The sequence below is a fragment of the Escherichia sp. GZ89 genome (genome assembly GCF_019366485.1).
GTDB lineage: Bacteria > Pseudomonadota > Gammaproteobacteria > Enterobacterales > Enterobacteriaceae > Escherichia > Escherichia fergusonii.
Map to the genome: position 1 here is coordinate 47018 of NZ_JAEOHX010000004.1, position 21686 is coordinate 68703.

Genomic DNA, 21686 nt, shown 5'->3' on the forward strand with positions numbered 1-21686 from the left:
AAAATTTTTGACAGTTTTCCTTGCTAACAATAGTTATCCACCAAGTTTATGATTCTCTCCATCGAAAGCAATGACGTGAATACCGCGTCATTGCTGAAAAAAACAAGCATTAGCTTGACAGGCATCCTGGAGAGAAAGATGAAAAAATTAGAAGATGTTGGTGTATTGGTAGCGCGTATTTTAATGCCAATTTTATTTATTTCGGCTGGCTGGGGGAAAATCAGCGCTTATGCAGGAACCCAGCAGTACATGGAAGCAATGGGCGTTCCGGGCTTTATGTTGCCGCTGGTTATTTTGCTTGAATTTGGTGGTGGTCTGGCGATTCTGTTTGGTTTCCTGACACGTACCACAGCGCTTTTTACTGCGGGCTTTACCCTGCTAACTGCGTTTTTGTTCCATAGCAATTTTGCTGAAGGTATGAACTCACTAATGTTTATGAAAAACCTGACCATTGCAGGCGGTTTTCTGCTGTTGGGTATCACAGGTCCAGGCGCATATAGCATCGACCGTCTGCTGAATAAAAAATGGTAAGCAGACGCTATACTTACTACTAAAAACGAGGGGGAAAACTCCTCGTTTTTGCTATCTGGAGGAGAAAAAATGGGGCAATTGATTAACGGCGTCTGGCACGACACCTGGTATGATACCAAATCCACCGGGGGTAAATTTCAACGTTCGGTATCGGCCTTTCGTAACTGGCTCACCGCCGATGGCACGCCTGGTCCTTCCGGTAAAGGCGGATTTGCCGCTGAAAAAGATCGCTATCACCTGTATGTTTCGCTGGCCTGCCCGTGGGCGCACCGCACACTGATCATGCGTAAACTCAAAGGACTGGAACCGTTTATTTCCGTTTCCGTAGTGAATCCGTTGATGCTGGAAAACGGTTGGACCTTTGATGACAACTTCCCTGGCGCAACAGGCGATACACTCTACCAGCACGAATTTCTCTATCAGCTTTACCTTCATGCTGATCCTCATTACAGCGGTCGCGTCACCGTGCCTGTGTTGTGGGATAAAAAAAATCACACCATCGTCAGCAATGAATCGGCGGAAATCATCCGTATGTTCAATACTGCCTTTGATGCGTTGGGCGCTAAGGCCGGTGACTATTATCCCCCTGCATTGCAAAGCAAAATCGACGAACTTAATGACTGGATTTATGACACTGTAAATAACGGCGTCTACAAAGCAGGTTTCGCGACCAGTCAGCAAGCCTATGATGAAGCGGTTGAGAACGTCTTTAAATCTCTGACTCGCCTGGAACAAATCCTTGGCCAGCAGCGTTATCTGACCGGAAATCAATTAACTGAAGCGGACATTCGTTTGTGGACCACGCTGATACGTTTTGATCCGGTATATGTCACGCATTTTAAATGCGATAAGCATCGCATCAGCGATTACCTTAATCTTTATGGTTTCCTGCGCGATATCTACCAGATACCCGGCATCGCTGAAACCGTAAACTTTGCGCATATTCGTAACCACTATTTCCGCAGCCATAAGACCATTAACCCAACGGGAATTATCTCCATTGGCCCCTGGCAAGACCTCGATGAACCTCACGGCCGCGACGAACGTTTTGGTTAGTTTACTGGCACCAGGAATGGTGCCTTTTTTATTGAACTGATAAATATTTACCACAATTTCATTCACGCCTATTATTAATTTGATTGCTTTAAAAACAAGTGATTGAACTCAATCGAGGCGAAAATGGATTGGTATTTAAAAGTCATCAAAAACTACATTGGATTTAAAGGGCGCGCCCGGCGTAAAGAGTACTGGATGTTTATTCTGGTCAACATCATCTTTACTTTTGTGCTGGGGGTGTTGGATAAAATGTTAGGCTGGCAGCGAGCTGGTGGAGAGGGGATACTGACCACCATTTACGGAATTCTGGTCTTCTTACCCTGGTGGGCAGTGCAATTTCGCCGTCTTCACGATACCGATCGTTCAGCATGGTGGGCGTTGTTATTTTTAATTCCGTTCATCGGCTGGCTGATCATTATCATCTTTAATTGCCAGGCGGGTACACCTGGTGATAACCGTTTCGGACCAGATCCAAAACTGGAACAGGAATAATTAGCAAGCACCTTGCAAAAGGTGCTTGTTCGGTTATTTTGACGCAAACAGTTTAGGAATTTCCCGTAGACACCAGGATTTCGCCTCCCCCATGCTATCACGACGCCACGCCATAATAATGTCGATCTCGCTGGTCGATTCCGGGCTGACGACACGCAATCGCCCTTCAGCAATATCTTTTTCCACCAGAGGATAAGGCATAGTGGCAACACCCAGCCCCGCCAATAATGCCTGCCGTTTATCCTCAATAGTACTGACCGTTAAACGCGGCTGTTTGTCGAGCAGCTGCACCGTTAATACCGGTCGTTCTCTGGCGGTGTCTGCAACGGCGATGCCACGGTATTTCACTCGTGTCACTTCTGACAACGGCTCTGGCTCCTGGTGAATCGGATGATTCGGTGCAGCAACATAAACGTTCAATAAGGTATACAACTTGCGGGAGTTAATTTCTGACGACGAACGAAAATGCATATCCGGGGCAATGACAATATCTGCTCGCCCCTGCTCCAGCCGTTCCCATGCGCCGGCCAGTACTTCCGTCATTACCGCCAGTTGGGTATTCGCTTTTGCTGCCAGTTTATCGATGAGTGGAAAAAATGCTGCGGTTGGCACCAACGCTTCAGTAACAATGGTTAAATGGGTTTCCCAGCCCCGCGCCAGCGCCTCGGCGTCCGTGGTCAGTTTATCAGCAGCTTCCAGCAGCACTCGCCCGCGCTCAAGTAACATCCGCCCCACGTTAGTGAATTTTGTGCGATGTCCTGAACGGTCAAACAGTACCACATCCAGTTCTTCTTCCAGTTTTTGCATAGTGTAACTGAGCGCAGAAGGTACTCGCCCCAGCTCATCTGCCGCCGCCGCAAAACTACCGCGCCTGTCAATTGCGTCCATCACGCGTAATGCCTCAAGCGTCAACGCTCTTTCTTTGGCCATCTCGTTCTCATTCAGTAAATTTGAACATACCGGGCAGAATATCTGGCTAACAATGCAGCGTCCAGTCTCTTACCATAAAAGCAGGTAAAAAGAGGTTCACTATTATGATTATTACCCGAACAGCCAAACAGTGCGGTAAGGCCGACTACGGATGGTTGCAGGCACGTTACACCTTTTCCTTTGGACACTATTTCGATCCGAAACTTCTCGGCTATGCCTCTTTGCGCGTGCTCAACCAGGAAGTGCTGGCAGCTGGCGCATCCTTCCAGCCACGCACTTACCCGAAAGTAGATATTCTCAATCTGATTCTTGACGGTGAGGCGGAATACCGCGACAGCGAAGGTCATAATATTCTGGCTAAAGCGGGAGAAGCTGTGCTTCTGGCCACTCAGCCGGGTATTAGTTATAGCGAGGCAAATATCAGTAAGGATAAGCCGCTAACCCGGATGCAACTTTGGCTGGATGCCTGCCCTGAGCGCGAAAATCCGCTGATTCAGAAAATGGAGTTGCGTAACGTTAACGAGCAGCTTTTGGCGTCACCTGATGGTGAACATGGCAGTTTGCAGTTAAGACAGCAGGTGTGGCTACACCATATTCAACTGGAGCAAGGGGAAAGTGTTAACGTTCACTTGCATGGCCCACGTGCTTATTTGCAATCGATTCACGGTACGTTTCACGCAACGGCACCCAGTACGGATAACGTGGCATTAACCTGTGGTGATGGTGCATTTATTCAGGAAGAGAGTAATTTGACGTTAACTGCCGATACGCCACTTCGGGCTTTGTTGATTGATTTGCCAGTGTGATGTCATCACTTAGATAGTGTTGATATTGCTTTATGCTGGATGCAGGTGAACGCCTTATTCCGCCTATAAAAGCATGGAAATTCATTATATTGCAGATATTATGCAAGTCTGATAAGTGCAGCGCAGCAGGCAGTATTCAAAAGCAAAAACCCGCCGAAGCGGGTTTTTACATAAATCAGGTGAAGCTGACCGATAAGCCGGGTTCTGTCGTGGACAGTCATTCATCTAGGCCAGCAATCACTCACTGGCTCAAGCAGCCTACCCGGGTTCAGTACGGGCCGTACCTTGTGAACCCCTATTTGGCCTTGCTCCGGGTGGAGTTTACCGTGCCACGGACTGTTACCAGCCGCGCGGTGCGCTCTTACCGCACCCTTTCACCCTTACCTGATCCCACTTGCGTGGGCCATCGGCGGTTTGCTCTCTGTTGCACTGGTCGTGGGTTTCCCCCCCAGGCGTTACCTGGCACCCTGCCCTATGGAGCCCGGACTTTCCTCCCCTCCGCCCGTCTCCCCCGAAGAGGACGACGACGAAGCGGCGACTGTCTGGTCAGCTTCGGCGCGCAGTATAGAAGGTTCGTGCGCCTTTGTCACCCCGCGTTACGCATTCCTGTTGCCAACGTGACGGCAATATTGCACAAAGTCCGGTAAATATGTTACCACCCAATGCCGATGGCGTTTTACTTAGCCGCTTTTGCGAGCCGCCAGGCGTAACATCATTAGCGAGCCACTTCCACTTTCGCCAGTTTTTCGTAATAGCAGGCCAGAGCACTGTGATCCGCAGTTCCAAGACCATCTGCGCGCAGCGCTTGCATCATTTCCATCACCGCTGCCGTTAATGGCAGCTGTGCCCCCACACCATGAGAAGTATCCAGAGCATTCGCCAGATCTTTAATGTGCAGATCAATACGGAAACCTGGCTTGAAGTTGCGATCCATGACCATTGGCGCTTTCGCATCCAGTACGGTGCTACCTGCCAGACCACCCCGGATTGCCTGATAGACCAAATCAGGATTAACACCCGCTTTGGTCGCCAGTGTTAATGCTTCTGACATCGCGGCAATGTTCAGTGCTACAATCACCTGATTTGCCAGTTTGGTGACATTACCCGCGCCGATTTCCCCGGTATGCACCACAGATCCCGCCATCGCTTTCATCAGATCGTAATATTTATCGAAAATCGCCTTGTCGCCCCCCACCATCACCGAAAGCGTTCCGTCGATGGCTTTTGGTTCTCCGCCACTAACCGGCGCATCCAGCATTTCGATACCTTTCGCTTTAAGTGCTTCGCTAATTTCACGGCTTGCCAGCGGTGCAATAGAACTCATGTCGATCAGGACTGTACCCGGTTTTGCACCTTCAATTATGCCGCCTTCCCCGAGCGCAACTTCTTTCACATGTGGGGAGTTAGGCAGCATGGTAATAATCACATCACACTGTTCAGCGATTGCTTTGGCAGTAGCCGCCGTTTCTGCTCCAGCTTCTATAACTTCGGCAATGGCTTGCGGGTTACGATCAGCAACCACCAGTGAGTAACCTGCTTTAATGAGGTTTTTACTCATTGGTTTACCCATAATCCCAAGGCCAATAAAACCAACTTTCATCGTCATATCGTTTTCTCTCTTCACTCGTGGTTATTTTTTAAAGGAATCAGCCAAACGTTGAGTACCCGTGCGGAAAACCCCAAGGTCGCTACCTACAGCAACAAATGTAGCTCCCCATTCCAGGTAGCGACGGGCATCCGCTTCCACTGGGGCAAGGATGCCGCTCGGCTTGCCGTTCGCTTTAGCTCTGGCAAAAATGTGTTGAATCGCTTTCTGTACCTGTGGATGTGAGGCGTTCCCCAAATGGCCTAACGCCGCCGCCAGATCACTCGGCCCGACAAAAATGCCATCGACGCCTTCGGTAGCTGCAATGGCATCGACGTTATCAACCCCCAACTGGCTTTCAATTTGCACCAGAATGGTGATGTTTTTGTTTGACTGAACGAAGTAGTCCGGCACGGTGCCAAACATATTGGCGCGATGAGAAACAGAGACGCCGCGAATACCTTCTGGTGGATAGCGCGTTGCTGCCACAGCATTAATGGCCTGTTCTTTCGTTTCCACAAATGGAATCAGGAAGTTATAAAATCCAATATCCAGCATCCGTTTGATGATCACAGGTTCATTCGTGGGTACACGTACCACAGGAGCACTGATACTTCCTTTTAGTGCCATCAGTTGTGGGATAAGTGTTGTGACATCATTTGGCGCATGTTCGCCATCCAGTACCAACCAGTCGAAACCTGCAAGTCCCAGCACTTCCGTGCTAATGGGATTTGCCAGAGCAGACCAGCAACCAATCTGTACCTGATGAGCAGCCAGTGCGGCCTTGAATTTGTTTGGAAAAACCTCGTTATTCATCGCTTTTACCTTTGCTTATTTCTGCAATTCCATATAGTTGATGTCGCCAACCACCATCCCGGTTCAATTATTAAAATAGGTTCAAAATAAAAACAGTGAGTATCCTTTTATATATTTAACGAGAATAAATCGCTCCTCCCCTTAAATATTTTCTTGATAATTAAACTTTTGCCAATGCATAATAATTATAATTACGTTAATTAGTATAATCAGTCGATAAACAACAGGCATTGTGCAATTGCTCATTATCCACGCCAATATATCCATATTTTTTTGAGCATATGCCCGGTGGCCTGCGCGCTAATGCACATATTTATGTATTGCCCGTCACGCCGGGCCTGTCAGCACATTAATCAGTGATTTTGATCACAAACTGATAGGTAATCTCCTGCCATTCTTATTTCAATATAACGAGTATATATTGCCCATCCATCAGCATAAACCAAATACCAGTTAGAGATAACAAGACAATGGTCAACATCACAATAAAAAATGAATCACCAACGGCCTTTTATATTAAAGTGCATGACACAGATAATGTAGCAATTATTGTTAATGACAATGGTCTGAAAGCAGGAACATGTTTCCCGGACGGACTGGAATTAATTGAACATATTCCTCAGGGGCATAAAGTCGCATTAGTAGATATACCTGCTGATGGCGAAATTATTCGTTATGGTGAAGTAATTGGTTATGCCGCACGCGCAATCCTGCGTGGGAGCTGGATAGATGAATCTATGGTTATTCTGCCAGAAGCACCACCTTTGCATACGCTGCCTCTGGCAACCAAAGTACCAGAACCACTGCCGCCTCTCGAAGGTTATACCTTTGAGGGTTATCGCAATGCTGATGGCAGCGTTGGCAGTAAAAACCTGCTCGGCATCACCACCAGCGTTCATTGTGTGGCGGGCGTGGTTGATTACGTTGTTAAAATTATTGAGCGCGATCTACTGCCAAAATACCCGAATGTTGATGGAGTAGTCGGCTTAAATCATCTCTACGGCTGTGGTGTAGCCATCAACGCTCCGGCAGCGATGGTGCCAATTCGCACTATCCATAACATCTCTCTGAACCCCAATTTTGGTGGTGAAGTGATGGTCATTGGCCTTGGATGCGAAAAACTGCAACCTGAGCGTCTGCTGGAAGGCACTACGGATGTTCAGGGAATAGCCCTTGAAAATGCCAGCATCGTGAGATTGCAGGATGAACAGCACGTTGGTTTTAAATCCATGGTGGATGATATTTTGCAGGTTGCTGAACGCCATCTGCAAAAACTGAATCAGCGTCAGCGGGAAACTTGCCCGGCTTCGGAACTGGTGGTTGGGATGCAATGCGGTGGCAGCGATGCGTTTTCTGGAGTAACGGCAAACCCGGCTGTAGGCTACGCTTCAGATCTTTTAGTACGTTGTGGTGCTACGGTGATGTTCTCTGAAGTGACCGAAGTACGCGATGCCATCCATTTACTGACACCACGCGCAATTAATGAAGAGGTTGGTAAACGGCTGCTCGAAGAGATGGAATGGTACGATAATTATCTCGATATGGGGAAAACAGATCGCAGTGCGAATCCTTCTCCTGGCAACAAAAAAGGTGGCCTGGCGAACGTCGTAGAAAAAGCGCTGGGTTCCATTGCGAAATCGGGTAAAAGTGCGATTGTTGAAGTGCTGTCACCGGGTCAACGTCCGACCAAACGTGGATTAATTTACGCCGCGACGCCAGCCAGCGATTTTGTCTGTGGCACACAACAGGTGGCTTCGGGTATTACCATACAGGTTTTCACTACCGGACGCGGCACGCCATATGGCCTGATGGCAGTACCGGTCATTAAAATGGCAACACGTACTGAGCTGGCAAATCGTTGGTTTGACTTAATGGATATCAACGCGGGCACCATCGCCACCGGCGAAGAAACCATAGAAGAGGTAGGCTGGAAGCTGTTCCATTTTATTCTGGATGTCGCCAGTGGAAAGAAAAAAACCTTCTCGGATCAATGGGGATTGCATAACCAACTGGCAGTGTTTAACCCGGCACCTGTGACCTGATCTTTTCTGGAAAGCGCCTCGCAAAACATGGCCTTAGTGCCATGTTTTTATTGTTTAAAGTCCCCACATCCATTAATAATGCATTTGCATTACCGTAGTTCAAGCTTATAATTTGAGCAGAAAACAGGCTGTAAAAGGACAGTGAATAATGCCCGCTAATGCTCGCTCTAACGCTGTACTGACCACTGAATCAAAGGTCACGATACGCGGACAAACAACTATCCCCGCGCCAGTGCGTGAGGCCTTAAAACTGAAGCCAGGGCTGGACAGCATTCATTACGAAATTCTGCCTGGTGGGCAAGTATTTATGTGCCGACTGGGAGATGAACAGGAGGATCATACTATGAATGCATTTTTGCGTTTTCTGGATGCAGATATCCAGAACAACCCGCAAAAAACTCGTCCATTCGACATTCAACAAGGAAGGAAACTTGTCGCTGGCATGGACGTCAACATTGATGATGAGATTGGCGACGACGAATAATGGATTTTCCACAAAGGGTTAATGGTTGGGCGCTATATGCTCATCCCTGTTTTCAGGAAACCTACGACGCTTTAGTTGCCGAAGTCGAGACATTAAAGGGAAAAGATCCTGAAAATTATCAGAGAAAAGCCGCCACAAAGTTATTGGCGGTAGTCCATAAAGTGATTGAGGAGCATATCACGGTCAATCCATCATCACCGGCATTCCGTCATGGCAAGTCGTTAGGCTCTGGGAAAAATAAAGACTGGTCACGGGTAAAATTTGGTGCTGGTCGTTATCGTCTCTTCTTTCGTTACAGCGAAAAAGAGAAAGTCATCATTCTGGGATGGATGAACGATGAAAACACTCTGCGCACCTACGGTAAAAAAACAGATGCCTATACCGTATTCAGCAAAATGTTAAAAAGAGGACATCCTCCTGCCGACTGGGAAACCCTCACCCGAGAGACAGAAGAAGCCCATTGATAATATTCACAATGCCCGCCGAACGCATTCGTGTTGACCAGCGGGCACCCTTTCTCACTCCCCGACCAGAATCACTTCAACCCCAGCCTTTCGCAGGCCTTCCAGACTATCCGCAGGAATGCCTTCATCAACAATGATCATGTCGATACGTTGAGTATCAATGATCTTATGTAAACTGGAACGGTTGAACTTACTGGAATCGGTGACCACGATGATCCGTTCCGCAACTTCGCACATCCGGCGATTTAAACGAGCTTCATCTTCATTATGCGTGCTGACGCCGCGCTCCAGATCAATAGCATCTACCCCGAGAAACAGCATGTCGAAGTGGTAATTTTGCAGCGATTGTTCAGCCTGATCGCCATAAAAAGATTGTGACTGACGCCGCAGATGCCCGCCGGTCATCAGCAGCTCAACGCCTTCCGCTTCCAGCAAGGCATTGGCCACGTTCATACCGTTGGTCATCGCAATTACGTCAGTGTGCTTGCGCATCAGACGAGCAATCTCAAAAGTGGTGGTCCCGGAATCGAGGATCACCCGATGACCTGGCTGAATCAACTCAACGGCAGCTTTCGCAACGCTGCGTTTCATCGCCGTGTTCAGCGCGCTTTTATCTTCCACTGATGGCTCGACTGACGGCGTCGTGCTATCGCAGATCAACGCGCCGCCATAGGCCCGCACAGCGATCCCCTGCTTTTCCAGAAACGCCAGATCGTTGCGGATCGTCACAGTAGATACGCCATACAATGCCGACAGATCGTTAACCTGCACACTCCCTTGCTGTCGCAGGCGCTGAATGATTTGTTCTCGTCGCTCGCTGGTGCCTGTCACTCGCTTCTCGCCTGAAGCGTCGGTATTACTCATAGTAAGTCCTTTCGTAAAACTTTCGTTTCATTTCGTTTTGCCTATTAACGCCTTTCTATTGAGCAAATGCAAGCCCACCTTGCCCATTGACGCAAGCTACTCTCGTTTCAGTGACTTTCATTATGTTTCTTTTGTGAATCAGATCAGAAAACTATTATCTTTCGTTTTATTTTTATCTCACCATGACGCAGTATCAACTGAAACAAAACGAAAGATTAATATCGCAGTAATCTGAACTGGAGAGGAAAGTGAAACATTTGACAGAAATGGTGAGACAGCACAAAGAGGGCAAAACAAATGGGATTTATGCCGTTTGTTCCGCACATCCGCTGGTGCTGGAAGCTGCAATCCGCTACGCCAGTGCAAACCAAACGCCGTTACTGATTGAAGCAACCTCCAATCAGGTGGACCAGTTCGGCGGTTATACCGGAATGACGCCCGCCGATTTTCGCGGTTTTGTTTGTCAGCTCGCCGACTCGTTGAATTTCCCACAGGATGCGTTGATTTTGGGAGGCGACCATCTGGGGCCAAACCGCTGGCAAAATCTGCCTGCCGCTCAGGCAATGGCCAATGCCGATGATTTGATTAAAAGCTACGTGGCGGCAGGATTCAAAAAAATTCACCTTGATTGCAGCATGTCCTGTCAGGACGATCCGGTTCCCTTAACCGATGACATCGTGGCTGAACGCGCCGCCCGACTGGCTAAAGTCGCGGAAGAAACCTGCCGTGAACACTTTGGCGAAGCCGATCTGGTGTATGTCATTGGTACCGAAGTGCCGGTACCTGGCGGCGCGCATGAAACCTTAAGCGAGCTGGCGGTCACTACGCCGGATGCCGCCCGCGCCACGCTGGAAGCCCATCGTCACGCCTTTGAAAAGCAAGGTCTGAATGCCATTTGGCCACGCATCATTGCTCTGGTGGTACAACCCGGCGTCGAATTCGATCACACCAACGTTATTGATTATCAGCCAGCTAAAGCGACCGCCTTAAGCCAGATGGTCGAAAACTACGAAACGCTGATTTTCGAAGCGCACTCTACCGATTACCAAACGCCGCAATCGCTGCGCCAGCTGGTGATTGACCACTTTGCCATTCTGAAAGTTGGTCCGGCGCTCACCTTCGCCCTGCGTGAAGCTCTGTTCTCTCTGGCGGCGATTGAAGAAGAACTGGTGCCAGCAAAAGCCTGTTCCGGTCTGCGTCAGGTGCTGGAAAACGTGATGCTCGACCGCCCGGAATACTGGCAAAGCCACTACCACGGTGATGGCAACGCGCGACGCCTGGCGCGTGGTTATAGCTACTCGGATCGCGTGCGCTACTACTGGCCGGACAGCCAGATTGATGACGCTTTCGCCCATCTGGTTCGTAACCTGGCGGATGCACCAATTCCGCTGCCGCTCATCAGTCAGTACCTGCCGCTGCAATACGTGAAAGTTCGCTCCGGCGAGCTGCAGCCAACGCCACGGGAACTCATTATCAACCATATTCAGGACATCCTGGCGCAGTACCACACAGCCTGTGAAGGCCAATAACCAAAACAAAGAGGAACACGCTATGCCAAATATTGTTTTAAGCCGGATTGATGAACGCTTGATTCACGGTCAGGTCGGCGTTCAGTGGGTCGGATTTGCGGGGGCAAATCTGGTGCTGGTAGCCAATGATGAGGTTGCCGAAGATCCGGTACAACAAAACCTGATGGAAATGGTACTGGCAGAAGGGATCGCCGTACGTTTCTGGACGCTGCAAAAAGTGATCGACAACATCCACCGCGCCGCCGATCGGCAGAAAATTCTGCTGGTTTGTAAAACACCTGCCGATTTCCTGACGCTGGTTAAAGGTGGGGTCCCGGTGAGTCGCATTAACGTTGGCAACATGCACTATGCCAATGGCAAGCAGCAAATTGCCAAAACGGTTTCTGTGGATGCGAGCGATATCGCGGCATTTAACGACCTGAAAGCCGCTGGGGTGGAATGCTTCGTTCAGGGCGTTCCGACAGAACCTGCTGTGGACCTCTTTAAATTACTTTGAGGGATTCATTATGGAAATCAGTCTGTTGCAGGCATTTGCGTTGGGCATTATCGCCTTTATCGCTGGCCTGGATATGTTTAACGGCTTGACCCATATGCACCGCCCGGTGGTCCTAGGCCCGTTAGTTGGGTTGGTGCTTGGCGATCTGCATACCGGTATTTTAACCGGCGGTACGCTGGAACTGGTGTGGATGGGGCTGGCACCGCTGGCGGGCGCACAGCCGCCTAACGTGATTATCGGAACTATCGTCGGCACGGCGTTTGCCATTACTACTGGCGTGAAACCGGATGTCGCGGTCGGTGTCGCCGTACCTTTCGCTGTCGCAGTACAGATGGGGATTACCTTCCTGTTCTCGGTGATGTCTGGCGTGATGTCCCGCTGCGACCGGATGGCGGAGAACGCCGATACTCGCGGCATTGAACGCGTGAACTATCTGGCATTGCTGGCACTCGGCACGTTCTATTTTCTCTGCGCTTTCCTGCCTATCTACTTCGGCGCGGAACATGCAAAAACCATCATTGATGTCCTGCCGCAACGGTTAATCGACGGCCTTGGCGTCGCGGGCGGCATCATGCCAGCAATCGGTTTTGCCGTGCTGCTGAAAATCATGATGAAAAACGTCTACATCCCCTACTTCATCCTGGGCTTCGTTGCCGCCGCCTGGCTCAAGTTACCGGTGCTGGCTATTGCTGCCGCCGCGCTGGCGATGGCGCTGATCGACCTGCTGCGTAAATCTCCTGAACCGACTCAACCTGCGGCACAGAAAGAGGAATTTGAAGATGGCATCTAATCAAACCACCCTGCCGAACGTCAGCGAAAATGAAGAGACACTACTGACAGGCGTCAATGAAAACGTATACGAAGATCAGAGCATTGGCGCGGAGCTAACAAAAAAAGATATCAACCGCGTCGCCTGGCGTTCCATGCTGTTACAAGCTTCTTTTAACTACGAGCGTATGCAGGCTTCCGGCTGGTTGTACGGTCTGCTGCCTGCTCTGAAAAAGATCCACACTAATAAACGCGACCTGGCGCGCGCCATGAAGGGGCATATGGGTTTCTTCAATACCCATCCGTTTCTGGTGACGTTTGTTATTGGCATTATCCTCGCGATGGAGCGTTCTAAGCAGGACGTTAACAGTATTCAGAGCACCAAAATTGCCGTCGGTGCGCCGCTCGGCGGGATTGGCGATGCCATGTTCTGGCTAACTTTACTGCCGATTTGTGGCGGGATTGGTGCCAGTCTGGCATTGCAAGGCTCTATTCTTGGCGCAGTCGTGTTTATTGTGCTGTTTAACGTGGTACACCTGGGGCTGCGTTTTGGTCTGGCGCATTATGCTTACCGCATGGGCGTGGCGGCGATCCCACTCATTAAAGCGAATACCAAAAAAGTCGGCCATGCAGCGTCTATCGTTGGGATGACGGTGATCGGCGCGCTGGTGGCAACCTATGTTCGTTTAAGCACCACGCTGGAAATCACGGCGGGCGACGCAGTGGTTAAGCTGCAGGCTGACGTTATCGACAAACTGATGCCTGCCTTCTTACCGCTGGTCTACACCCTGACCATGTTCTGGCTGGTACGCCGCGGCTGGAGTCCGCTGCGCCTGATTGCGGTTACCGTGGTTCTTGGCATCGTCGGTAAATTCTGTCATTTCCTTTAAATACAATGAGGTATTAGATGTTAAGTATTATTTTGACAGGGCATGGCGGATTTGCCAGCGGCATGGAAAAAGCAATGAAGCAAATCCTCGGCGAGCAGTCGCAGTTTATCGCCATTGATTTTCCGGAAACCTCAAGCACTGCGCTGCTTACATCGCAGCTTGAAGAGGCCATCGCCCAACTGGATTGTGAAGACGGCATTGTTTTTCTGACAGATTTGCTGGGCGGCACACCGTTTCGCGTGGCTTCAACGCTGGCGATGCAAAAACCGGGCTATGAAGTGATCACCGGCACCAATTTGCAACTGTTGCTGGAAATGGTGCTGGAGCGCGAAGGGTTAAGCGGTGAAGAATTCCGTGTACAGGCGCTGGAGTGTGGACACCGTGGGCTGACCAGTCTGGTGGATGAATTAGGCCGCTGCCATGAAGAATGTCCGGTCGAGGAAGGAATATGACACACGTTCTGCGCGCCAGAAGACTGCTGACTGAGGAGGGCTGGCTTGATGATCATCAGTTGCATATTGCTGACGGTGTAATTGCAGCAATCGAACCGATTCCAGTGGGCGTGGCTGAACGCGATGCGGAACTGCTCTGCCCCGCTTATATCGATACCCATGTACACGGTGGTGCGGGCGTTGATGTTATGGATGACGCGCCGGATGTGCTCGACAAGCTGGCAATGCACAAGGCACGGGAAGGTGTCGGCAGTTGGTTGCCGACTACCGTAACCGCGCCGCTTAATACCATTCATGCGGCGCTGGAACGTATTGCTCTACGCTGCCAGCGCGGTGGACCTGGTGCGCAAGTGCTGGGGAGTTACCTCGAAGGACCGTACTTCACGCCGCAGAATAAAGGCGCACATCCGCCGGAGCTGTTTCGCGAGCTGGAAATTGCCGAGCTGGATCAATTGATTGCTGTTTCACGGCATACCTTGCGCGTGGTGGCGCTGGCACCGGAAAAAACGGGCGCGTTACAAGCCATTCGTCATCTTAAACAGCAGAACGTGCGGGTAATGCTGGGACATAGCGCAGCAACCTGGCAACAAACCCGCGCCGCATTTGATGTTGGTGCCGACGGCCTGGTGCATTGCTATAACGGGATGACAGGATTACATCACCGCGAACCGGGAATGGTTGGCGCGGGTTTAACGGACAAGCGCGCCTGGCTGGAATTGATAGCCGATGGGCATCATGTACATCCGGCGGCGATGTCGCTGTGTTGTTGCTGTGCGAAAGAGAGAATCGTGCTGATCACCGACGCGATGCAGGCAGCCGGGATGCCGGATGGTCAATATACGTTATGTGGTGAAGAGGTGCAGATGCACGACGGCGTTGTCCGTACCGCGTCCGGTGGACTGGCGGGCAGTACGCTGTCTGTTGATGCGGCTGTTCGCAATATGGTCGAGCTGACGGGCGTAACGCCAGCGGAAGCCATCCATATGGCGTCGCTGCATCCGGCGCGAATGCTGGGTGTTGATGGTGTTTTGGGATCACTTAAACCGGGCAAACGCGCCAGCGTCGTTGCGCTGGATAGCGGACTGCATGTGCAACAAATCTGGATTCAGGGTCAATTAGCTTCGTTTTGATGGTTTGCTCCTTTATTGGGCCTTCACTTCCCCCGTAAGGCCTTTCTTTTTCTTTCGTTTTAATCTGTGCAGTGGTGTCGAATGCGACGCTGGCGCGTCTTATCCGCTCTACGGTACGCCGCTTCCAGCAATCGGTACACATAGCGACGTCATCACGCAATCCTTTAATCTTCCCTTGTCTTTTCTTTCAATGATCACAAATTTCGTTTTATTTCTTTTTTCTCCATTGAACTTTCGATTTCTTTTCTATAGATTTTAATCAACGAAACGAATCACCAAGTGAAATGAAACGAAAGGCAAGCAAAGCCTGCAATGCCGGAAGTCAAGTTCATCAGACTAAGGATTGAGTTATGCCAGAAAATTACACCCCAGCGGCCGCCACCACCGGCACATGGACTGAAGAAGAGATCCGCCATCAGCCTCGCGCATGGCTCCGTTCACTCACCAACATCGACGCGTTACGTACAGCGCTCAATAACTTCCTTGAACCGTTACTGCGCAAAGAGAATCTGCGGATCATCCTGACCGGAGCCGGAACCTCGGCATTTATCGGTGACATCATCGCGCCGTGGCTTGCCAGCCATACCGGCAAAAACGTCAGCGCCGTACCGACCACCGATCTGGTCACCAATCCAATGGAATACCTGAACCCAGCGCATCCACTGCTGTTGATCTCCTTCGGTCGATCCGGCAACAGCCCGGAAAGCGTCGCCGCCGTGGAACTGGCGAATCAGTTTGTACCGGAATGCTATCACCTGCCGATCACCTGCAACGAAGCGGGCGCTCTTTACCAAAACGCGATCAACAGCGACAACGCGTTTGCCCTGCTGATGCCCGCAGAAACGCACGATCGCGGCTTTGCGATGACAAGCAGCATTACCACTATGATGGCCAGCTGCCTCGCGGTTTTCGCACCTGAGACAATCAATAGCCAGACCTTCCGCGACGTAGCGGATCGTTGCCAGGCAATCCTGACCTCACTGGGCGATTTCAGCGAAGGTGTGTTTGGTTACGCACCGTGGAAACGGATCGTTTATCTCGGCAGTGGTGGATTACAGGGTGCAGCACGCGAGTCGGCGCTGAAAGTGCTTGAACTAACGGCGGGTAAACTGGCGGCCTTTTATGATTCCCCGACCGGATTCCGTCATGGGCCTAAATCACTGGTCGATGACGAAACGCTGGTGGTGGTGTTTGTCTCCAGCCACCCCTATACGCGTCAGTATGATCTTGATCTGCTGGCAGAACTCCGCCGTGACAACCAGGCAATGCGCGTAATCGCCATCGCCGCGGAAGGCAACGACGTTATTACCGCCGGTCCACATATCATCCTGCCGCCGTCACGTCACTTTATCGACGTTGAGCAGGCATTTTGCTTCCTGATGTACGCCCAGACGTTTGCACTGATGCAGTCGCTGCACATGGGCAATACGCCGGATACCCCATCAGCCAGCGGTACCGTTAACCGTGTGGTGCAAGGCGTAATCATTCATCCGTGGCAGGCATAAGAGGATCGCATTATGAGCATTATCTCCACCAAATATCTGTTACAGGACGCCCAGGCCAATGGCTACGCGGTGCCTGCTTTTAACATTCATAACGCCGAGACGATCCAGGCGATCCTCGAAGTGTGCAGTGAAATGCGATCGCCGGTGATCCTCGCCGGGACGCCGGGGACCTTTAAACATATCGCGCTGGAAGAGATCTACGCCCTGTGTAGTGCCTATTCCACAACCTACAACATGCCACTGGCGCTGCATCTCGACCACCACGAATCGCTGGATGATATTCGCCGTAAAGTCCACGCAGGCGTGCGCAGTGCGATGATCGACGGCAGCCACTTCCCGTTTGCTGAGAACGTGAAGCTGGTGAAATCGGTTGTCGACTTCTGCCACTCACAGGATTGCAGCGTGGAAGCAGAACTGGGCCGCCTGGGCGGTGTTGAAGATGACATGAGCGTTGACGCCGAAAGTGCATTCCTGACCGATCCACAAGAAGCTAAACGCTTTGTCGAACTGACTGGCGTCGACAGCCTGGCGGTAGCGATTGGTACGGCGCACGGCTTATACAGCAAAACGCCGAAGATTGATTTCCAGCGGCTGGCGGAAATTCGTGAAGTGGTGGATGTTCCTCTGGTGCTGCATGGTGCCAGCGATGTTCCAGATGAATTTGTCCGTCGCACTATTGAACTTGGCGTCACAAAAGTGAACGTTGCCACAGAATTAAAAATAGCCTTCGCTGGCGCGGTTAAAGCCTGGTTTGCGGAAAATCCGCAGGGTAATGATCCTCGTTATTATATGCGCGTCGGTATGGATGCGATGAAAGAAGTTGTCAGAAATAAAATTAATGTCTGTGGTTCAGCAAATCGAATTTCAGCATAATCATTAGTTTTTTATGATTTATCCCAATGTACTTCCCGATTAATATCGGGGAGTGCCTTAATGGTAAAGGAGATAACTAAACCTTAATAAATACATCAGTAAAATATCGCAACAATAATATATTTAAAAAAATTATATTATTCAACTTTATGGTGAGGATTACACAATGAGCAGTCCAAATATTCTCTTAACCCGTATTGATAACCGTCTGGTTCACGGTCAGGTTGGTGTGACCTGGACATCTACCATCGGTGCAAATCTGCTGGTAGTCGTGGATGATGTTGTCGCTAACGATGATATTCAACAGAAATTAATGGGTATTACCGCGGAAACCTACGGCTTTGGCATTCGTTTCTTTACTATCGAAAAAACCATTAACGTCATCGGCAAAGCTGCACCGCATCAGAAAATCTTCTTGATTTGCCGTACGCCGCAAACGGTACGTAAATTGATAGAAGGTGGCATTGACCTGAAAGATGTCAACGTCGGCAATATGCATTTCTCGGAAGGTAAAAAGCAAATCAGCAGTAAAGTTTATATCGACGATCAAGATCTCGCGGACTTACGCTTTATTAAACAACGCGGTGTGAATATTTTTATTCAGGACGTCCCCGGCGATCAAAAAGAACAAATCCCTGACTAAATTCAAAAATCGCCTTAATACTGGTTTGAGGTAATAAAAATGCATGAAATAACCCTAATTCAGGGATTATCCCTGGCGGCGTTAGTTTTCGTTCTGGGGATTGATTTTTGGCTGGAAGCCTTATTTTTATTCCGCCCGATAATCGTTTGTACCCTTACAGGTGCTATTCTCGGTGATATTCAGACTGGCTTAATTACCGGTGGCCTGACAGAACTGGCTTTCGCCGGATTAACCCCCGCAGGTGGTGTTCAGCCGCCCAACCCAATTATGGCGGGTCTGATGACCACCGTCATTGCATGGTCTACGGGCGTCGATGCCAAAACGGCAATTGGTCTTGGTCTGCCGTTTAGTTTGTTAATGCAGTACGTCATTCTGTTCTTCTATTCCGCTTTCTCATTATTTATGACCAAAGCCGATAAATGCGCGAAAGATGCGGATACGGCAGCGTTTTCCCGACTTAACTGGACAACGATGCTCATCGTCGCTTCAGCGTATGCGGTGATTGCTTTCCTCTGTACTTACCTGGCACAGGGGGCGATGCAGGCGCTGGTGAAAGCGATGCCCGCCTGGCTGACCCACGGCTTTGAAGTGGCTGGCGGTATTCTGCCTGCCGTTGGTTTTGGCTTGCTGCTGCGCGTAATGTTCAAAGCGCAATATATCCCTTACCTGATCGCCGGTTTCCTGTTTGTTTGCTACATCCAGGTCAGCAACCTGTTGCCGGTTGCCGTACTGGGCGCAGGCTTTGCGGTGTATGAGTTTTTCAATGCGAAATCCCGGCAGCAAGCGCAACCGCAGCCCGTTGCCAGTAAAAATGAAGAAGAGGACTACAGCAATGGGATCTGAAATCAGTAAAAAAGATATCACCTGTCTGGGCTTTCGTTCGTCACTCCTGCAAGCGAGCTTTAACTACGAAAGGATGCAGGCGGGCGGTTTTACCTGGGCGATGTTGCCGCTCCTGAAAAAGATTTATAAGGACGACAAACCGGGCCTAAGCGCGGCGATGAAAGATAACCTCGAATTTATTAATACTCACCCGAATCTGGTCGGATTCCTGATGGGGTTATTAATTTCGATGGAAGAAAAAGGAGAAAACCGCGACACCATTAAAGGCCTCAAAGTGGCACTGTTTGGCCCAATCGCCGGGATTGGCGATGCGATTTTCTGGTTTACCTTATTGCCGATTATGGCGGGAATTTGCTCATCATTTGCCAGCCAGGGAAACTTGCTGGGGCCGATTCTATTTTTCGCCGTTTACCTGCTTATCTTCTTCCTGCGCGTCGGCTGGACCCACGTCGGTTATTCAGTCGGCGTGAAGGCGATCGATAAAGTGCGAGAGAACTCGCAGATGATTGCTCGTTCGGCAACCATCCTCGGGATCACGGTAATCGGCGGGCTGATCGCTTCGTATGTGCATATTAACGTGGTGACATCGTTTGCCATCGACAGTACCCACAGCGTCGCGCTGCAGCAGGATTTCTTCGATAAAGTCTTCCCGAACATTTTACCGATGGCCTACACCCTGTTGATGTATTACTTCCTGCGGGTGAAAAAAGCGCATCCGGTGCTGTTAATCGGCGTGACTTTTGTGCTCTCTATTGTTTGTTCCGCATTCGGCATTTTGTAAATGGAACGAGGCACTGCGTCTGGTGGTGCCTCTTTACTAAAGGAATTTCATCCTGTGCAAACCCTTCAACAAGTTGAAAACTATACGGCGTTAAGTGAACGTGCCAGCGAATATTTATTGGCCGTGATCCGTAGCAAACCGGATGCTGTGATTTGCCTGGCGACCGGAGCCACGCCATTACTGACGTATCATTATCTGGTAGAAAAAATCCACCAGCAGCAGGTTGATGTCAGCCAACTGACCTTCGTGAAGCTCGACGAATGGGTGGATCTGCCATTAACGATGCCTGGCACCTGCGAAACTTTCCTTCAACAGCATATCGTGCAGCCGCTGGGGCTACGTGAAGACCAGCTCATCAGCTTTCGCTCTGAAGAGATAAATGAGACAGAGTGCGAACGGGTAACGAACCTGATTGCGCGCAAAGGCGGTCTGGATTTATGCGTTCTCGGATTGGGAAAAAACGGCCATCTTGGGCTGAACGAACCGGGAGAAAGTCTGCAACCAGCAAGCCATATCAGCCAGCTTGATACCAGAACGCAACAACATGAGATGTTAAAAACCGCGGGCCGTCCCGTGACTCGTGGGATCACTTTAGGCCTGAAGGATATTCTCAATGCCCGCGAAGTTTTGTTACTGATAACTGGCGAAGGAAAGCAGGATGCGACAGAACGTTTTCTCACGGCTAAAGTCTCTACCGCTATCCCGGCTTCGTTTTTATGGCTGCATAACTATTTCACATGCATGATTGATGAGATGTGTCGTCGTTAAATCGCCCGGTGTAGGCGTTGCAGCTCTATTCTTGCTGCGACGCCTGTAATCACTCCCCCTGCTGTTCCAGCGCATACTTATACAGCGCATTTTTCTTCACGCCGTGAATTTCTGCGGCCAGCGCCGCCGCTTTTTTCAGTGGCAGTTCTGCCTGCAACAGCGCCAACGTGCGCAGGGCATCGGCAGGTAAGTCTTCTTCCTGTGCTTTATGGCCTTCAACAATCAGCACCATTTCACCTTTGCGGCGGTTTTCATCTTCTTTGACCCACGCCAGCAGCTCGCCAACGGGCGCGCCGTGAATGGTTTCCCAGGTTTTGGTGAGCTCACGCGCCAGAACCACGTAGCGGGATTCGCCTAATACCGCAACGATATCTTCCATGCTATCTAACAGACGATGGGTAGATTCATAAAAAATCAGCGTGCGCGGCTCCGCTTCAATGGCTTTTAGCGCATCACGGCGGCCTTTTGATTTGGCAGGTAAAAAGCCTTCGTAACAGAAACGGTCAGAGGGTAAACCTGCGGCGCTTAACGCAGTGATAGCAGCACACGGCCCGGGTAGCGGCACCACGCGAATCCCCGCTTCACGGCAGGTACGCACCAGATGGTAGCCAGGATCGTTAATTAGCGGCGTTCCGGCATCGGAAACCAGCGCAATGTTTTGCCCCTCTTGCAGCTTCGCCAGCAGCGTTTCGGCTTTTTGTTGTTCGTTATGGTCGTGCAGCGCAAACAACCGGGCATTAATCCCAAAATGTTGCAGCAATAAACCGGTGTGACGAGTATCCTCGGCGGCAATCAGATCTACAGCCTGTAACACCTCCAGCGCACGCTGGGTGATATCCGCCAGATTGCCGATCGGTGTTGGTACGATGTAAAGCTGGCCCTGAGAATTATCCGCCGATTGGTGTTGTTTCATTGTGTCGTCCGTATTGCCGATTTAA

At 50.3% G+C, this 21686-nt stretch carries 24 protein-coding genes and 1 other RNA gene; 19 read left to right on the forward strand and 6 right to left on the reverse strand.

The window, feature by feature from the left end:
- Positions 1-138: 138 nt before the first annotated feature.
- The 3 genes from K0335_RS08515 to K0335_RS08525 all read left to right on the forward strand — a co-directional run bounded on the left by K0335_RS08515 (position 139) and on the right by K0335_RS08525 (position 2079).
- Positions 139-531, forward strand: a complete 393-nt coding sequence (locus K0335_RS08515; protein WP_000732228.1) for a DoxX family protein — start codon at positions 139-141, stop codon at positions 529-531.
- 69 nt (positions 532-600) lie between these two features.
- Positions 601-1587 carry a glutathione S-transferase family protein gene (locus K0335_RS08520; RefSeq protein WP_000531226.1) on the forward strand — a complete coding sequence of 329 codons (987 nt, stop codon included), beginning with the start codon at positions 601-603 and terminating at the stop codon, positions 1585-1587.
- Positions 1588-1710: 123 nt separating this feature from the next.
- On the forward strand, positions 1711-2079 hold the full coding sequence (locus K0335_RS08525) for a DUF805 domain-containing protein (protein WP_002431712.1): 369 nt from the start codon (positions 1711-1713) through the stop codon (positions 2077-2079).
- 33 nt (positions 2080-2112) lie between these two features.
- Here the strand turns inward: K0335_RS08525 and yhaJ are convergent, their stop codons facing one another.
- Positions 2113-3009: a DNA-binding transcriptional regulator YhaJ gene (gene yhaJ / locus K0335_RS08530; protein WP_001041001.1), complete on the reverse strand. Its 897-nt coding sequence runs from the start codon at positions 3007-3009 to the stop codon at positions 2113-2115.
- A gap of 104 nt (positions 3010-3113) precedes the next feature.
- On the opposite strand from yhaJ, the gene K0335_RS08535 reads away from it, so the two are divergent.
- Entirely contained in the window at positions 3114-3815 is a 702-nt protein-coding gene (locus K0335_RS08535) for a pirin family protein (RefSeq protein WP_104919920.1), read from the forward strand.
- 177 nt (positions 3816-3992) lie between these two features.
- On the opposite strand, the gene rnpB is transcribed toward K0335_RS08535, so the two are convergent.
- The 3 genes from rnpB to garL all read right to left on the reverse strand — a co-directional run bounded on the left by rnpB (position 3993) and on the right by garL (position 6216).
- An RNA gene (gene rnpB, locus K0335_RS08540) (RNase P RNA component class A) lies at positions 3993-4369 on the reverse strand.
- Positions 4370-4530: 161 nt separating this feature from the next.
- Positions 4531-5421: a 2-hydroxy-3-oxopropionate reductase gene (gene garR, locus K0335_RS08545; protein WP_000178100.1), complete on the reverse strand. Its 891-nt coding sequence runs from the start codon at positions 5419-5421 to the stop codon at positions 4531-4533.
- 24 nt (positions 5422-5445) lie between these two features.
- Positions 5446-6216: a 2-dehydro-3-deoxyglucarate aldolase gene (garL, locus tag K0335_RS08550; RefSeq protein ID WP_001058567.1), complete on the reverse strand. Its 771-nt coding sequence runs from the start codon at positions 6214-6216 to the stop codon at positions 5446-5448.
- Positions 6217-6686: 470 nt separating this feature from the next.
- On the opposite strand from garL, the gene garD reads away from it, so the two are divergent.
- From garD to yhaV, 3 genes are all read left to right on the forward strand, one after another.
- Positions 6687-8258, forward strand: coding sequence for a galactarate dehydratase (gene garD, locus K0335_RS08555; protein ID WP_104919919.1), 1572 nt, complete (start codon positions 6687-6689; stop codon positions 8256-8258).
- 148 nt (positions 8259-8406) lie between these two features.
- Positions 8407-8742 carry a type II toxin-antitoxin system antitoxin PrlF gene (gene prlF, locus K0335_RS08560; protein WP_104919918.1) on the forward strand — a complete coding sequence of 112 codons (336 nt, stop codon included), beginning with the start codon at positions 8407-8409 and terminating at the stop codon, positions 8740-8742.
- The gene (yhaV, locus tag K0335_RS08565) at positions 8742-9206 is read left to right on the forward strand and encodes a type II toxin-antitoxin system ribonuclease toxin YhaV (protein WP_000347270.1); all 465 of its coding nucleotides are present in this window, start codon (positions 8742-8744) and stop codon (positions 9204-9206) included. Before prlF ends, yhaV begins: the two co-directional genes overlap by 1 nt.
- Before the next feature lie 54 nt (positions 9207-9260).
- Here yhaV and agaR read toward each other — a convergent pair whose 3' ends face one another.
- Positions 9261-10070, reverse strand: a complete 810-nt coding sequence (gene agaR, locus K0335_RS08570) for an aga operon transcriptional regulator AgaR (RefSeq protein WP_000072187.1) — start codon at positions 10068-10070, stop codon at positions 9261-9263.
- 248 nt (positions 10071-10318) lie between these two features.
- Here agaR and kbaZ point away from each other — a divergent pair, with 248 nt between their 5' ends.
- The 12 genes from kbaZ to K0335_RS08630 all read left to right on the forward strand — a co-directional run bounded on the left by kbaZ (position 10319) and on the right by K0335_RS08630 (position 20748).
- Positions 10319-11599 carry a tagatose-bisphosphate aldolase subunit KbaZ gene (gene kbaZ / locus K0335_RS08575; protein WP_104917761.1) on the forward strand — a complete coding sequence of 427 codons (1281 nt, stop codon included), beginning with the start codon at positions 10319-10321 and terminating at the stop codon, positions 11597-11599.
- A gap of 22 nt (positions 11600-11621) precedes the next feature.
- Complete coding sequence (agaV, locus tag K0335_RS08580) at positions 11622-12095, forward strand: PTS N-acetylgalactosamine transporter subunit IIB (RefSeq protein WP_032303829.1); 474 nt, start codon at positions 11622-11624, stop codon at positions 12093-12095.
- Between the two features lie 10 nt (positions 12096-12105).
- Positions 12106-12885, forward strand: coding sequence for a PTS N-acetylgalactosamine transporter subunit IIC (gene agaW, locus K0335_RS08585; protein WP_000406214.1), 780 nt, complete (start codon positions 12106-12108; stop codon positions 12883-12885).
- Positions 12875-13753, forward strand: coding sequence for a PTS N-acetylgalactosamine transporter subunit IID (agaE, locus tag K0335_RS08590; RefSeq protein WP_001295548.1), 879 nt, complete (start codon positions 12875-12877; stop codon positions 13751-13753). The genes agaW and agaE overlap by 11 nt, the downstream gene beginning before the upstream one ends.
- Before the next feature lie 17 nt (positions 13754-13770).
- Positions 13771-14205, forward strand: coding sequence for a PTS galactosamine/N-acetylgalactosamine transporter subunit IIA (agaF, locus tag K0335_RS08595; protein ID WP_032303830.1), 435 nt, complete (start codon positions 13771-13773; stop codon positions 14203-14205).
- Positions 14202-15335: an N-acetylglucosamine-6-phosphate deacetylase gene (gene nagA / locus K0335_RS08600; RefSeq protein WP_104919917.1), complete on the forward strand. Its 1134-nt coding sequence runs from the start codon at positions 14202-14204 to the stop codon at positions 15333-15335. Before agaF ends, nagA begins: the two co-directional genes overlap by 4 nt.
- A 350-nt stretch (positions 15336-15685) precedes the next feature.
- Complete coding sequence (locus K0335_RS08605) at positions 15686-16840, forward strand: AgaS family sugar isomerase (RefSeq protein WP_104919916.1); 1155 nt, start codon at positions 15686-15688, stop codon at positions 16838-16840.
- Between the two features lie 12 nt (positions 16841-16852).
- Complete coding sequence (gene kbaY / locus K0335_RS08610; RefSeq protein ID WP_000022766.1) at positions 16853-17713, forward strand: tagatose-bisphosphate aldolase subunit KbaY; 861 nt, start codon at positions 16853-16855, stop codon at positions 17711-17713.
- 166 nt (positions 17714-17879) lie between these two features.
- Complete coding sequence (gene agaB / locus K0335_RS08615; protein WP_000098011.1) at positions 17880-18356, forward strand: PTS galactosamine transporter subunit IIB; 477 nt, start codon at positions 17880-17882, stop codon at positions 18354-18356.
- Positions 18357-18395: 39 nt separating this feature from the next.
- Positions 18396-19199: a PTS galactosamine transporter subunit IIC gene (agaC, locus tag K0335_RS08620; RefSeq protein WP_104919914.1), complete on the forward strand. Its 804-nt coding sequence runs from the start codon at positions 18396-18398 to the stop codon at positions 19197-19199.
- The gene (gene agaD / locus K0335_RS08625) at positions 19189-19980 is read left to right on the forward strand and encodes a PTS galactosamine transporter subunit IID (protein ID WP_104919913.1); all 792 of its coding nucleotides are present in this window, start codon (positions 19189-19191) and stop codon (positions 19978-19980) included. Before agaC ends, agaD begins: the two co-directional genes overlap by 11 nt.
- Positions 19981-20748, forward strand: coding sequence for a galactosamine-6-phosphate isomerase (locus K0335_RS08630; protein ID WP_072157066.1), 768 nt, complete (start codon positions 19981-19983; stop codon positions 20746-20748). It begins immediately after the preceding gene.
- A gap of 49 nt (positions 20749-20797) precedes the next feature.
- On the opposite strand, the gene rsmI is transcribed toward K0335_RS08630, so the two are convergent.
- A complete protein-coding gene (gene rsmI, locus K0335_RS08635; protein ID WP_032281647.1) occupies positions 20798-21661 on the reverse strand; it encodes a 16S rRNA (cytidine(1402)-2'-O)-methyltransferase in 864 nt (287 codons plus the stop codon).
- Positions 21662-21686 lie beyond the last annotated feature (25 nt).